General features: G+C 67.2%; 10 protein-coding genes. 6 read left to right on the forward strand and 4 right to left on the reverse strand.

The features are described from left to right. Window positions 1–95 precede the first annotated feature (95 nt). Window positions 96–890: a thymidylate synthase gene (locus ACQ5BL_RS16810; RefSeq protein ID WP_243808058.1), complete on the reverse strand. Its 795-nt coding sequence runs from the start codon at window positions 888–890 to the stop codon at window positions 96–98. Between the two features lie 215 nt (window positions 891–1,105). On the opposite strand from ACQ5BL_RS16810, the gene ACQ5BL_RS16815 reads away from it, so the two are divergent. The 6 genes from ACQ5BL_RS16815 to ACQ5BL_RS16840 all read left to right on the forward strand — a co-directional run bounded on the left by ACQ5BL_RS16815 (window position 1,106) and on the right by ACQ5BL_RS16840 (window position 7,837). Further along, complete coding sequence (locus ACQ5BL_RS16815) at window positions 1,106–1,612, forward strand: sugar dehydrogenase complex small subunit (RefSeq protein WP_243808059.1); 507 nt, start codon at window positions 1,106–1,108, stop codon at window positions 1,610–1,612. A gap of 2 nt (window positions 1,613–1,614) precedes the next feature. Continuing rightward, the gene (locus ACQ5BL_RS16820; RefSeq protein ID WP_243808061.1) at window positions 1,615–3,198 is read left to right on the forward strand and encodes a GMC family oxidoreductase; all 1,584 of its coding nucleotides are present in this window, start codon (window positions 1,615–1,617) and stop codon (window positions 3,196–3,198) included. A gap of 2 nt (window positions 3,199–3,200) precedes the next feature. After that, window positions 3,201–4,481 carry a cytochrome c gene (locus tag ACQ5BL_RS16825; protein ID WP_243808062.1) on the forward strand — a complete coding sequence of 427 codons (1,281 nt, stop codon included), beginning with the start codon at window positions 3,201–3,203 and terminating at the stop codon, window positions 4,479–4,481. 118 nt (window positions 4,482–4,599) lie between these two features. Beyond that, window positions 4,600–7,005, forward strand: coding sequence for a tetratricopeptide repeat protein (locus tag ACQ5BL_RS16830; RefSeq protein ID WP_243808064.1), 2,406 nt, complete (start codon window positions 4,600–4,602; stop codon window positions 7,003–7,005). Window positions 7,006–7,078: 73 nt separating this feature from the next. Beyond that, window positions 7,079–7,396 (forward strand): DUF2388 domain-containing protein, encoded by a 318-nt coding sequence (locus tag ACQ5BL_RS16835; protein ID WP_207885730.1) that lies wholly within the window; start codon window positions 7,079–7,081, stop codon window positions 7,394–7,396. A gap of 114 nt (window positions 7,397–7,510) precedes the next feature. Beyond that, window positions 7,511–7,837, forward strand: coding sequence for a DUF2388 domain-containing protein (locus ACQ5BL_RS16840; protein WP_243808065.1), 327 nt, complete (start codon window positions 7,511–7,513; stop codon window positions 7,835–7,837). 1,209 nt (window positions 7,838–9,046) lie between these two features. Here the strand turns inward: ACQ5BL_RS16840 and gcvP are convergent. From gcvP to gcvT, 3 genes are all read right to left on the reverse strand, one after another. Then, entirely contained in the window at window positions 9,047–11,923 is a 2,877-nt protein-coding gene (gcvP, locus tag ACQ5BL_RS16845) for an aminomethyl-transferring glycine dehydrogenase (RefSeq protein ID WP_243809171.1), read from the reverse strand. A gap of 76 nt (window positions 11,924–11,999) precedes the next feature. Next, complete coding sequence (gene gcvH / locus ACQ5BL_RS16850) at window positions 12,000–12,389, reverse strand: glycine cleavage system protein GcvH (RefSeq protein ID WP_045213109.1); 390 nt, start codon at window positions 12,387–12,389, stop codon at window positions 12,000–12,002. Between the two features lie 66 nt (window positions 12,390–12,455). Continuing rightward, on the reverse strand, window positions 12,456–13,538 hold the full coding sequence (gene gcvT / locus ACQ5BL_RS16855; protein WP_207885733.1) for a glycine cleavage system aminomethyltransferase GcvT: 1,083 nt from the start codon (window positions 13,536–13,538) through the stop codon (window positions 12,456–12,458). Between the last annotated feature and the right edge of the window lie 48 nt (window positions 13,539–13,586).

A 13,586-nucleotide genomic window follows, 5' to 3' on the forward strand; every position in this document is an offset into this window, starting at 1 on the left:
TTGCACATCGCGGACAGAGTCCGCTCCTACCAAATCAGCCCCGCAGAAACGAAAAAGGCCGGCATTACGCCGGCCTTTTTCTTCGCAAGGGCAGGTCAGACAGCGACCGGTGCCTTGATGTGCGGGTGAGACTCGTAGCCGACCAGCTCGAAGTCCTCGAAGCGGAAGTCGAACAGGTTCTTCACCTTGGGGTTGATCTTCATGGTCGGCAGCGGCAGCGGCTGGCGGGTCAGCTGCAGGTCGGTCTGCTCCAGGTGGTTGGCGTACAGGTGGCAGTCGCCGCCGGTCCAGATGAACTCGCCCGGCTGCAGGCCCGCGACCTGCGCGACCATCAGGGTCAGCAGCGCGTAGCTGGCGATGTTGAAGGGCACGCCGAGGAAGATGTCGGCCGAGCGCTGGTACAGCTGGCAGCTGAGCTTGCCGTCGGCGACGTAGAACTGGAACAGTGCGTGGCACGGCGGCAGGGCCATCTCGTCGATCAGCGCCGGGTTCCAGGCGGAGACGATCAGGCGGCGCGAGTCCGGGTTCTTCTTCAGCATCGCCATCAGGTTGGCGATCTGGTCGATATGGCGGCCGTCCGGCGCCGGCCAGGAGCGCCACTGGTAGCCGTAGACCGGGCCGAGGTCACCGTTCTCGTCGGCCCACTCGTCCCAGATGGAGACGCCGTTTTCCTTCAGGTAGGCGATGTTGGTCGAGCCTTTGAGGAACCACAGCAGCTCATGAATGATCGATTTCAGGTGGCACTTCTTGGTGGTCACCAGCGGGAAGCCGTCGGCCAGGTCGAAGCGCATCTGGTGACCGAATACGCTGTAGGTGCCGGTGCCGGTGCGGTCGCTCTTGAAGGTGCCGTGTTCGCGCACGTGGCGCATGAGGTCGAGGTACTGTTTCATCGGTGCTGTTTCATCCGGTGAGGCTCTGCGGCGCGGCTCGCGGTGGCCGCCGGCGGGTCGATCCGCCCATGCAGAATCTGAACAAGCGGCAATACTAAGGGGCGCGGCCCGCTCTCGCCACCCCGACCGGCCCGGTGGCCGCACTCCGTTTCGAACGACACGACGCAGGCGGCGTCCGACCGCCGCCGCCCTTGCCTGGTGCCAGAGAGGTCTGCATGTCCGACGTTCAATTGCCCGACTTCCCCCTTTCCCGCCGTCAACTGCTGGCGGCGGCCTGCACCGCCGCGGCGGTCGGCGGCGTACTGCTCAGCCCCGCCGTCCGCACCTGGGCCGCGCTGACGCCCCAGGCCGAGGCGGAACTGGCCAGCTTTATGATCCTCTCCCAGCGCCTGACCGGCCGCAGCAACCTCGACCCGCGCATCGGCCAGCGCCTGTTCGAAGCGCTGGCCCAGCGCGACACCGCGCTCAAGCAGAGCCTCGCCGAGCTGCAGGCGCACCTGGCCGACCCGCCCGCCAGTTGGGGTGAGCGCCAGCAGTGGCTGGCCCGGCAGATCCTCGGCGGCTGGTACCTGGGGCAGATCGGCGATGCCAGCAACGCCACGCTGATCACCTATGAGCAGGCGCTGATGTTCAAGGCGGTGGACGACGTGCTGGTGATCCGCAGCTACTGCCCGAACAAGCCGGGCTTCTGGGCGGCCCAGCCGGCCGAGCGGGAGGTGTGAACATGGCCGAGACGCAACGCGCGGATTTCGTAGTGGTCGGCTCCGGCGTCGCCGGGGCGCTGGTGGCTCATCAACTGGCGCTGGCCGGCAAGGACGTGCTGATCCTCGAAGCCGGGCCGCGCATGGCGCGCTGGGAGATCGTCGAGCGCTTCCGCAACCAGGCGGACAAGTCCGACAACCAGGCGGCCTACCCGTCCAGCCCGCACGCGCCGCACCCGCAGTTCAAGCCGGACAACCACTACCTGATCCAGAAGGGCACCCACCCCTACGACGTGCAGTACCTGCGCGTGGTCGGCGGCACCACCTGGCACTGGGCGGCCTCGGCCTGGCGCTTCCTGCCCAACGACTTCAAGCTGGCGAGCCTCTACGGCGTGGGCCGCGACTGGCCCATCGAGTACGCGGAGCTTGAACCCTGGTACCAGCGCGCCGAGGAGGAACTGGGCGTCTGGGGACCGGGCGACGAGGAACTCGACTCTCCGCGCAGCCAGCCCTACCCCATGCCGCCACTGCCGCTGTCGTGGAACGAGCAGCGCATCAAGACCCTGCTCAACGCCAATGGCTACCGCGTAGTCACCGAGCCGGTGGCGCGCAACAGCCGCCCCTACGACGCGCGGCCCACCTGCTGCGGCAACAACAATTGCATGCCGATCTGCCCCATCGGCGCCATGTACAACGGCATCGTCCACGTCGAGAAGGCCGAAGCCGCCGGCGCGCGACTGGTGGAAAACGCCGTGGTGTTCAAGCTGGAGAAGGGCGACGGCGGCAAGATCAGCGCCGCGCTGTACAAGGACCCGCAGGGCAACGAGCACCGGGTCGAAGGTGGCACCTTCATCCTCGCCGCCAACGGCATCGAGACCCCCAAGCTGATGCTGATGTCGGAGGTCGGCAACAGCTCGGACATGGTCGGCCGCAACCTCATGGACCACCCCGGCACCGCCGTGCAGTTCTATGCCGACGAGAAGCTCTGGCCAGGCCGTGGGCCGCAGGAAATGACCTCCATGGTGGGCTTCCGCGATGGCGCGTTCCGCAGCCAGTACGCCTCGAAGAAGATCCACCTGTCCAACCTCTCGCGCACCGACCAGGTGGCCGCCGAGCTGATCCGCAAGGGCCCGCTGCTGCTGGGCCGCGAACTGGAGGCGCAGATCCGCGACCGCGCCGCACGCTTCGTGCGCTTCGACAGCTTCCACGAAATCCTCCCGCACCCGGAGAACCGTATCGTCCCCAGCACCAGCGAGCGCGATGCCGTGGGCATCCCCAAGCCGGAGTTCACCTACGCGATGGACGACTATGTGCACAAGAGCGCGGTGCACACCCGCGAGGTGTACACCCACGCGGCGAAACTGCTGGGCGGCACCGAGGTGGTGTTCGAGGACAACTTCGCCAACAACAACCACATCACCGGTACCACCCTGATGGGCGCCGACCCGAAGGACTCGGTGGTCGACAGCCACTGCCGCAGCCACGACCACCCCAACCTGTTCATCGCCGGCAGCGCCGTGATGCCCACCGTCGGCTCGGTGAACTGCACCCTGACCATCGCCGCCCTGGCCCTGCGCCTGGCCGACCAGCTGAAGCGGGAGGCCTGACGATGAAAGCCCTGGCACTCCTCGCCCTGCTCGCCGCTCCCCTTTCGGGCCACGCCGCCAATGCGCTGGACCCGGCGCCACAGGAACTGCTGCAACGCGGCGAGTACCTGGCCCGTGCCGGCGACTGCGCCGCCTGCCACACCGCGCCGGGCGGCAAGCCCTTCGCCGGCGGGCTGCCGCTGGCCACGCCGCTGGGCGCGGTGTACTCCACCAACATCACCCCCGACCCGAAGACCGGCATCGGCAGCTACAGCTACGACGACTTCGCCCGCGCCCTGCGCGACGGCGTGGCCAAGGGCGGCACCCGCCTCTACCCGGCGATGCCCTACACCGCCTACGCGAAGATCAACGACGACGACATGAAGGCGCTCTACGCCTGGTTCCTCAACGGCGGCGTGCAGGCGGTGGCGCAGCCCAACCAGGAGTCGGACATCGCCTGGCCGCTGGACGTGCGCTGGCCGCTGGCGATCTGGAACCTGCTGTTCCACGACGATGCGGTCTACCAGAACAATCCGAAGCAGGGTGCCGCCTGGAACCGTGGCGCCTACCTGGTCCAGGGCCTGGCCCACTGCGGCACCTGCCACACCCCTCGCGGCATGGCCTTCCAGGAGAAGGCCATGAACGAACAGGGCACCGGCTTCCTCGCCGGTGCCGCCCTGGGCGGCTGGTACGCCTTCAACATCACTCCCGACACCCACAGCGGCATCGGCGGCTGGAGCGACGCGGAGATCGTGCAGTACCTCAAGACCGGCGGCGTGCCGGGCAAGGCCCAGGCCGCCGGCCCCATGGGCGAGGCAGTGGAGCACAGCTTCCAGTACCTGACGGAAGCGGACCTGCAAGCCATTGCCACCTACCTGCGCAGCGTCCCGGCGGTCAGCGATGGCGAGCGCAAGGCGCGTTTCCAGTGGGGCAAGCCGGCCGAGGACGTGGTCACCCTGCGCGGCCAGGACTTCGCCGCGCAAAATCAGGTCGACGGCGCCCGCCTCTACCTGGGCAATTGTGCCAGCTGCCACTCCTGGAGCGGCGAAGGGGTGAAGGACGGCTATTACCCGATGCTGCTGAAGAACAGCGCGGTCGGCGCCCTGCAGCCGGACAACCTGGTGCAGGTGGTACTCGGCGGCGTGCACCGCAAGGTCGGCGACCAGGAGCTGTTCATGCCCGGCTTCGCGGGGACTCTCAATGACGAGCAGATCGCCACCCTGGTGAACTACCTCACCGCGCAGTTCGGCAATCCGGAGGTGAAAGTCGACAGCGCGCGGGTCGCGGAAATACGCCAGCCCTGAGCCTCATCCCGACATAGTGGCGGGCCGCCACCCCACGACGAAGACGGCCCGCCCGCGTTGACAGCCTCCCCCTGCTCGCGGAAGCTCCCTTACCCCTGGAGTCGTCGCGGAACAACGGATGTCCATGTCCCACAAGACCAAGAAGCCTCGCCCCACTCCCCACGCGCCCCAACCGTCCGCACCGCGCCGCACCTGGCTCGCCGTGGTGGCCGGGCTGCTGCTGGCGGCCACCGTCGGCGCCTGGATCTGGGTAGAGCAGGACAATGGCGTCACCCTGCCGAGCGGCCAGCCGCCGGCCCGGAACCCCGCACCGGCTGCACAGGCGCCGACACCTGCGCCGCAATCCGCGCAACTGGTTGCCGAATCCACCTGCACCGGGTGCCACCAGGCACAGACCAAGGACTGGCAGGGCTCCCATCACCAGCAGGCGATGAAGCCGGCCAGCGAAGGCAACGTGCTCGGCGATTTCGCCGACGTCACCTTCAAGGGCGAGATCGAGACCACCCGTTTCTTCCGCAAGGGCGACGAATACTGGGTCAACACCCCCGGCAACGACGGCAAGCCGGCGGACTTCAAGGTGGCCTACACCTTTGGCATCGAACCCCTGCAACAATACTTGCTGGAATATCCGGGTGGCCGTCTTCAGGCCCTCGGCGTTGCCTGGGATAGCCGCAAGCACCGCTGGTTCCAGCTGATGCCCGGCCAACGCATCGACTACAAGGACGAGCTGCACTGGACCCGCCCGGCGCAGAACGCCAACTTCATGTGCGTCGAATGCCACACCACCGGCTTCAAGCGCAATTACGACGCCAAAACCGACAGCTTCGCCAGCCACTGGAACAGCCTCGGCGTCGGCTGCCAGGCCTGCCATGGCCCTGCATCGAAGCACCTGGAATGGGCGCAGAAACCGGACCGCAGCGCCGACAAGGGCTTCGAGGTGCCGCTGAAAAATGCCAGCCAGAGCACCGTGGTGGAAACCTGCGCACGCTGCCACGCCCGCCGCGCGCCGCTGGGCGACGGCTACCAGAACAAAAACCGCTTCATGGACGACTACCTGCCCAGCACCCTGACCCACGAGCTCTATGAGATCGACGGCAAGATCAAGGACGAAGTCTTCGAATGGGGCTCCTTCACCCAGAGCAAGATGTTCGCCAAGGGCGTGCAGTGCACCGACTGCCACAATCCCCACAGCGGCGAGCTGAAGGCGCCAGGCAACGGCGTCTGCCTGCAATGCCACAACACCGCCGGCAAGCCGGTGCGCCCGCAGATCGACGGCAAGGGCCTGAAGGCGAAGAACTACGACTCGCCCGAGCACCATCACCACGAACCCGGCAGCCCCGGTGCGCAGTGCACGTCCTGTCACATGCCGGGCCGCTACTACATGGTCAACGACTACCGCCACGACCACGGTTTCAGCCTGCCCGACCCCGCGCATGCACGGCGTATCGGCGCGCCCGACGCCTGCCTGGCCTGCCACAAGGACACCCCGGCGAAGAAGATCGCCGAGCAGTTCCAGCAGTGGTACGCCAGCGAACAGCCGGCCAAGCCGAACGCCTCGGGCAATCCCACGCCACGCTACGACGACACCCTCTGGAAAGCCCGTGACGGCAAGCCGGGTGCTTCCCGTGCGCTGCACCTGCTGCTGGCCTCGCCGGAGCTGCCGGCGATCCGCCGCGCGACACTGCTGGCCGAACTGCCTGACTACCCCAGCCCCCGCTCGCTGGAACTGGCGGCGCAGGGCCTGAAGGACCCCGATCCGCTGGTGCGCACGGCCGCCATCAACGTCGTCATGCCCCTCGCCAATGGGCCGCAGCAGGCCCTGGTGCTGGTGCCCCTGATGGCTCCCCTGCTGAATGACCCGATCCGTGCCGTGCGCATCACCGCGGCCTGGCAGTTGTCGCAGTTGCCGCCGCAGGCTCGCCCCGGCCTCGACGAGGCCCTGGACAAGGGGTTGCGCGAATACGAGGAAGTCCAGAAGAGCCTGGCGGAGCGCGCCGAGGCCAACCTCAACCTCGCCATGCTCTACCAGCGAACCGGTCGGAGCGACCAGGTGGAGCCGGCGCTCCGCGCGGCGATACAGCACAACCCGGACTTCCTGCCAGCCACCGTCACGCTGATCCAGTGGCTGGAAGCCAACGGTCGCCAGGCCGATGCCGGCCAACTGCTCGACGACGCCCTGCGCCAGCATCCGTCCGCCGGGCTGCTGCACCACGTCAAGGGCCTCGCCCTGGTGCGCCAGGGCGAGCGCCCGGCGGCGCTCAAGGAATTGCGCGAAGCGGTGCGCCTGTCGCCGGACGACGACCAGTTCCGCTACGTGCTGGCCATCGCCCTGCACGACAGCGGCGAAGCCGACGCCGCCGCCCATGAGCTGGAGGCACTGCTGCAGCGCCACCCGGCCAACCGTACGGCACGCCTGGCGCTGATCGGCTACCTGCGCGAGACCGGGCAGATGCAGAAGGTGCAGATGCTGCTGGCGGAACTGGAGCAACAGAATCCGGACGATCCCACGCTCAAGCGTGAGTGAATCTTCCGACGAGCAGGCGGGAACTCAGGAAGCGGCAAACGCTCTGACAGACGCACTCAATCAAGGAGTTACCATGCGTCGCCGCTTCATCCCCGCCGTCATTGCGTTCACCCTATTCCCGCTGGCCTCGGCCATGGCCGAAGACAGCGACTTCTGGCACTCGGTCCTGACCTCCGGCGCCACCACCGCCTCGAGCTACCTGACCAGCCGCGACGACCACAAACTGGTTGGCCCGGCCCAGGACGATGCCGCCAGCTTCATCGCCACCGATGGCGCCATTCGCGGCCCCTACCTTGAGGCCGCGCTGCAGCAGATGCGCACCGGCAACCCGGCACTGGCCAACGCCAGCGACGCGGAACTGGCCACCGCCCTGCTCGCCAGTCAACGCTGACCGCCACGGCGCGCGCCGCCTCCCCACACGGTGCGCGCCGCCCGGCGCAAAGGTGGAACTCCCCGCAAACCCCGCGCATCTCACCTGTACACGGACCCTCCGGAGGTGATTCTGATGCACACCGCCAAACTGGCCACCGTACTCGCCCTGCTCGCCCTGCCCGTTACCTCGGCCCTGGCCGATGACTTCCTGCGCGATATCATCTCGTCCGGCGCGACCACCGCGTCGCTCTACCTGACCTTCAGGCATGACCACAAACTGATCGTCGCCGCCCAGGACGACGCCAGCGCCTATGTCGCCAGCGACGGTGCGATCCGCGGCCCCTACCTTGAATCCGCCCTGACCCGCCTGCGCAACGACAATCCCAGCCTGCGTGATCGCAGCGACATGGACCTGGCCAACGCCATCCTGGCCCGCAGCGACGATGCACCTGCCCACTGAGCCCCACCGGCGCGGCCCCTGGCGCTCGCCACGGGCCGTTCCCTGCTGGCGTGGCCGGCGGGAGGATCGGGTTACTCCGCCCGCCCAGCGTCACGCCCTAACGCTGGCCGTCGCACCGTAGGGCGTACAACCGTTCGCGGTTGTACGCCGTTAAACCCCGATTTGAAGCCGGCTCCGAGACCAAACCCCGCAGCGCCACCAGGACAAGGCTAATCGGCGTATAACGTCGAGCGTTATACGCCCTACGTTCCTGCCTCCCTGTAGGAGCGGGCCATGCCCGCGATGCACCGGCAGATCAGCCAGGTTCGCCACAGGAGGCGCAAGGCCCTGACGTTTTCCTGTAGCAACGGGGTCCTCCGCGCGGGATTTCGCGGACAAGGGCTAGGCGCCCCCGTCTCTCCTACGGGAGCCAGAGCGCCACGCTCTGGCTCTGGCTCTGGCACTTTAAGACTTCCAGAAAAACATCCGCACACACCGGAACGCCCCTTCAGGAGGCCGAGTGGAATCGGAGTTTCAGGGGTTGAGCGGCATGGATGCCGCGAGAGCGCTGTCGGGCCAGGGATGGCCCGTCAGCGCGGGCCCCTGAAACTTCGATGGAGCGAGGGAAGTCCCGCGAAGCGGGACCCGGATGATGGGGCAAAGACCTTTGGTTACTTTCTGTCGTTTGAGAAAGTAACTCGCCCGAGGGGGCGAAACAGAAGACATCCGAGCACGCCGAAGCGGCGCAGAAACGCCGAACGTCATATCGGCGGATAACGCTTGGAGCGTTATTCGCCCTACAAGAGCATCGCGGACAAAGTCCGCTCCTACGAAACGTGGTTACAGGCGACTCCGCCGCTGGGACAATTCGCGAGCAAGCTCGCTCCTACGAAAATCCCGTCCATAGCGGCGAAATCGCCACCACGAAAAAGCCGCCCGAAGGCGGCTTTTCAGTTCGGCTCGCCCGAGGGGGCGAAACAGAAGACATCCGAGCACGCCGAAGCGGCGCAGAAACGCCGAATGTCAAATCGGCGGATAACGCTTGGAGCGTTATTCGCCCTACAAGAGCATCGCGGACGAAGTCCGCTCCTACGAAACGTGGTTACAGGCGACTCCGCCGCTGGGACAATTCGCGAGCAAGCTCGCTCCTACGAAAAGCCCGTCCATAGCGGCGAAATCATCACCACGAAAAAGCCGCCCGAAGGCGGCTTTTTCAGTCCGACTCAGCGATCACTCGCGATAGTCATCCACCGGCACGCACGCACAGAACAGGTTGCGGTCGCCATAGACGTTGTCCACGCGGTTCACCGCCGGCCAGTACTTGAAGGCGCGGGTATGCTCGGTCGGCGTCACCGCCTCGGCGATCTCGTACGGGCGCTCCCACAGCCCAGTGACGTCCGCCAGGGTGTGCGGCGCACGCTTGAGCGGGTTGTCCTCGGCCGGCCATTCGCCGCTCTCGACCTTGGCGATTTCTCCGCGGATCGACAGCATCGCCTCGATGAAGCGGTCCAGCTCATGCTTGGACTCGCTCTCGGTCGGCTCCACCATCAGGGTGCCGGGCACCGGGAAGGACATGGTCGGCGCGTGGAAGCCGTAGTCCATCAGGCGCTTGGCCACGTCTTCCTCGCTGATCCCGGTCTGCGCCTTGAGCGGGCGCAGGTCGAGGATGCATTCGTGGGCGACGCGGTCGTTGCGGCCGCGGTAGAGCACCGGGAAGGCGCCGTCGAGCTTGCTGGCCACGTAGTTGGCATTGAGGATCGCCACCTCGGTGGCATCCGCCAGCTGCGGGCCCATCATGGCGATGTACATCCAGCTGATCGGCAGGATGCTGGCGCTGCCCCAGGGCGCGGCGCTCACCGCGCCGTTGAGCGGGTTCGGGCCTTCGATGCGGATCACCGGGTGGTTGGCGACGAAGGGCGCGAGGTGCTTCTTCACGCCGATCGGGCCCATGCCCGGACCGCCACCGCCGTGGGGGATGCAGAAGGTCTTGTGCAGGTTCATGTGCGACACGTCGGCGCCGATGTCCGCCGGGCGCGCCAGGCCCACCTGGGCGTTGAGGTTGGCGCCGTCCATGTAGACCTGGCCACCGTGGGCGTGGATCACCTCGCAGATCTCGCGGATGCCTTCCTCGTACACGCCATGGGTGGAGGGGTAGGTGATCATCAGGCAGGACAGCTGCGAACCGGCTTCCTCGGCCTTGCGCTTGAGGTCTTCCAGGTCGACGTTGCCGCCCTTGTCGCACTCGACGATGACCACGCGCATGCTCGCCATGATCGCCGAGGCCGGGTTGGTGCCGTGGGCCGAGGACGGGATCAGGCAGATGTTGCGGTGCGCATCGCCACGGCTCTCGTGGTACTTGCGGATCGCCAGCAGGCCCGCGTATTCGCCCTGGGCGCCGGAGTTGGGCTGCATGCAGATGGCGTCGAAGCCGGTGATCGCGCAGAGCCAGCGCTCCAGCTCCTCGATCATCAGGCGGTAGCCCTCGGCCTGCTCACGCGGCACGAAGGGGTGCAGGCTGGCGAATTCCGGCCAGGTGATCGGGATCATCTCGCTGGTGGCGTTGAGCTTCATGGTGCAGGAGCCCAGCGGGATCATCGCCTGGTTCAGCGCCAGGTCCTTGCCTTCGAGCTGGCGCAGGTAGCGCAGCATCTCGGTTTCGCTGTGGTGGCGGTTGAACACCGGGTGGGTCAGGTAGCCGCTGCTGCGCTGCAGGTCGGCGGGGATGCCATCGGCGACATTACCGGCGTCGAGCTGGGCGACGTCCAGGCCGTGGCCGGCACCCAGCAGGATGTCGAATAGAGTAGCGAGAGTGTCGGCGCTGCTGGTTTCGTCCAGGCTCACACCCAGGCGGTCCTCACCGACGATGCGCAGGTTCACCCGGGCGGCGCGGGCGCGCTCGACGATGGCCTGCTGGCCAGCACCGACGTCCAGGGTCAGGGTGTCGAAGAAGTGCTGGTTGACGATCTTCACGCCCTTGGCGGTCAGGCCGGCGGCCAGTACGGCAGTCAGGCGGTGCACACGCTGGGCGATGCGCTTGAGGCCCTGCGGGCCGTGGTACACGGCGTACAGGCTGGCGATGTTGGCCAGCAGCACCTGCGAGGTACAGACGTTGGAGTTGGCCTTCTCGCGGCGGATGTGCTGCTCGCGGGTCTGCAGCGCCATGCGCAGCGCGGTGTTGCCACGGGCGTCCTTGGACACGCCGATGATCCGGCCCGGCATGGCGCGCTTGTATTCGTCGCGGCAGGCGAAGAAAGCCGCGTGCGGGCCGCCGTAGCCCATGGGCACGCCGAAGCGCTGGGCGCTGCCCAGCACCACGTCGGCGCCCAGCTCGCCCGGCGGGGTGAGCAGCAGCAGCGCGAGCAGGTCGCTGGCCACGCAGGCGATAGCCTGCTGGGCATGCAGCGCGTCGATCAGGCTGCGCAGGTCGCGGATCTCGCCGCGGGTATCGGGGTATTGCAGCAGCGCGCCGAACACCGCGTGCTGGCCGAGGTTGTCCACCTCGTCGACCACCACCTCGAAGCCGAAGGCGTCGGCGCGGGTCTGCACCACGGAGATGGTCTGCGGATGGCACTGGGCGTCGACGAAGAACAGGTTGCTCTTGGACTTGGCCACGCGCTTGGCTAGGGCCATGGCCTCGGCGGCGGCGGTGGCTTCGTCGAGCAGCGAGGCGCTGGCGAGGTCGAGGCCGGTGAGGTCGATGGTCATCTGCTGGAAGTTCAGCAGGGATTCCAGACGACCCTGGGCGATTTCCGGCTGGTACGGCGTGTAGGCGGTGTACCAGCCCGGGTTCTCCAGCACGTTGCGCAGGATGACCGTGGGGGTCAGGGTGCCGTAGTAACCGATGCCGATCAGGCTGGTCCACAGCTCGTTCTTCTGCGCATACCCCTTCAGCTTCGCCAGCGCGCCCTGCTCGTCGAGCGCGGCCGGCAGGTCCAGCGGCCGGTTCAGGCGGATGGCCGGCGGCACCGTCTGCACGATCAGGTCATCGCGGCTGGCGACGCCTAGCGTGTCGAGCATGGCCTGTTGTTCGACGGCATCGGGCCCCAGGTGGCGGGCGAGGAAAGCGTCGGGCTGGTGCAGCTGGGACAGCGAAGGGGTGTTCGACATGGCGTCGGTCTCGAAAAAAGTCGTTCCCTAAAAGAACAGGCCCCGACGAGTCGAGGCCTGTGTGTACAGCGGTGTCTTACGCGTCGGCGTCGCTGGCCGCGCGGTAGCCGGCGGCGTCCAGCAGCTTGTCCAGCTCGGCCGGGTTGCTCGGCTTGAGCTTGAAGAACCAGGAGCCGTACGGGTCGTTGTTCACTTCTTCGGGGGTGTCGGCCAGTACGTCGTTGACGGCGATGACTTCGCCGCCCACCGGGGCATAGATGTCCGAGGCGGCCTTCACCGACTCGACCACACCGGCTTCCTGGCCGGCGGCGAGGGTCTTGCCCACTTCCGGCAGTTCGACGAAGACCACGTCGCCCAGGGCTTCCTGGGCGTGGTCGGAGATGCCCACGGTCACGGTACCGTCGGCTTCCAGGCGCGCCCACTCATGGCTGGCGGCGTAACGCAGGTCGGCGGGGATATTGCTCATGTTGTTTTTCCTCGGTGACTGGGCGACGGGCGGCGGTGCCGCCCTATTCAAGTTAGATCATGCAATTTAGATCAGGGCTTTGCCATGACGCACGAAATTCGGCTGAACGACGCGAACCGGGTACCACTTGCCACGGATCTCCACCTCGGCGCGGTCGCCGGTGGCCGCCGGCACGCGGGCCAGGGCGATGGATTTGCCCAGCGTCGGGGAGAAGCTGCCGCTGGTGATTTCGCCATCGCCGACACCGGCGACGCGCACCACCTGGTGGGCGCGCAGCACGCCGCGCTCTTCCAGCACCAGACCGACCAGCTTGGGCGTATCGCCCGCGGCTTTCTGCGCTTCCAGGGCCTTGCGGCCGATGAAGTCGCGCCCGGCCGGCTCCCAGGCGATGGTCCAGCCCATGTTGGCGGCCAGCGGGGAGATGTCTTCGTCCATGTCCTGGCCGTACAGGTTCATCCCGGCTTCCAGGCGCAGGGTGTCGCGCGCGCCCAGGCCCGCCGGGGCAATGCCGGCGCCGACCAGTTCGTTGAGGAAGCCCGGCGCCTCGGCGGCCGGCAGCATGATTTCCAGGCCGTCCTCGCCGGTATAGCCGGTGCGGGCGATGAACCAGTCACCGTCGGCCTTGCCCTGGAAGGGCTTGAGTTCGCGGATCAGCGCAGCGCGCGAAGGGGTGACCAGCTCGGCGGTCTTCTCGCGGGCATTCGGGCCCTGCACGGCCAGCATGGCGAGGTCCGCGCGCTCGGTCAGGGTGACGTCGAAGCCTTCGGTATGGGCCTGCATCCAGGCCATGTCCTTGTCGCGGGTGGAGGCGTTGACCACCACGCGGTAGCCGTACACGCCGAGGTAGACGATCAGGTCGTCGACCACCCCGCCACGGTCGTTGAGCATGCCGCTGTACAGCGCCTTGCCCGGGGTTTGCAGTCGTTCGACGTCGTTGGCCAGGAGTCGTTGCAGGTATTCCTTCGCCTGCGGACCGGTGACGTCGACCACGGTCATGTGGGAAACGTCGAACACGCCGCAGTCGCGACGTACCTGGTGGTGCTCTTCGACTTGCGAACCGTAGTGCAGCGGCATGTCCCAGCCGCCGAAATCGACGATCTTGGCGCCGAGGGCGACGTGCAAATCATAGAGCGGTGTGCGCTGTCCCATGGGTGGTCTCCTTCCGGGCGAGGCGGGTGCGGAGCGCGAGTACGGCCC

This window comes from Pseudomonas sp. B1-22, assembly GCF_050474425.1.
In the GTDB taxonomy this organism is placed as follows: Bacteria; Pseudomonadota; Gammaproteobacteria; order Pseudomonadales; family Pseudomonadaceae; genus Pseudomonas.

What these genes read in the sequence shown, in the direction of transcription:
- ACQ5BL_RS16810 (WP_243808058.1), bottom strand. Translation starts at nt 890, where the DNA reads ATGAAACAGTACCTCGACCTCATGCGCCACGTGCGCGAACACGGCACC.
- ACQ5BL_RS16815 (WP_243808059.1), top strand. Translation starts at nt 1,106, where the DNA reads ATGTCCGACGTTCAATTGCCCGACTTCCCCCTTTCCCGCCGTCAACTG.
- ACQ5BL_RS16820 (WP_243808061.1), top strand. Translation starts at nt 1,615, where the DNA reads ATGGCCGAGACGCAACGCGCGGATTTCGTAGTGGTCGGCTCCGGCGTC.
- ACQ5BL_RS16825 (WP_243808062.1), top strand. Translation starts at nt 3,201, where the DNA reads ATGAAAGCCCTGGCACTCCTCGCCCTGCTCGCCGCTCCCCTTTCGGGC.
- ACQ5BL_RS16830 (WP_243808064.1), top strand. Translation starts at nt 4,600, where the DNA reads ATGTCCATGTCCCACAAGACCAAGAAGCCTCGCCCCACTCCCCACGCG.
- ACQ5BL_RS16835 (WP_207885730.1), top strand. Translation starts at nt 7,079, where the DNA reads ATGCGTCGCCGCTTCATCCCCGCCGTCATTGCGTTCACCCTATTCCCG.
- ACQ5BL_RS16840 (WP_243808065.1), top strand. Translation starts at nt 7,511, where the DNA reads ATGCACACCGCCAAACTGGCCACCGTACTCGCCCTGCTCGCCCTGCCC.
- gcvP (WP_243809171.1), bottom strand. Translation starts at nt 11,923, where the DNA reads ATGTCGAACACCCCTTCGCTGTCCCAGCTGCACCAGCCCGACGCTTTC.
- gcvH (WP_045213109.1), bottom strand. Translation starts at nt 12,389, where the DNA reads ATGAGCAATATCCCCGCCGACCTGCGTTACGCCGCCAGCCATGAGTGG.
- gcvT (WP_207885733.1), bottom strand. Translation starts at nt 13,538, where the DNA reads ATGGGACAGCGCACACCGCTCTATGATTTGCACGTCGCCCTCGGCGCC.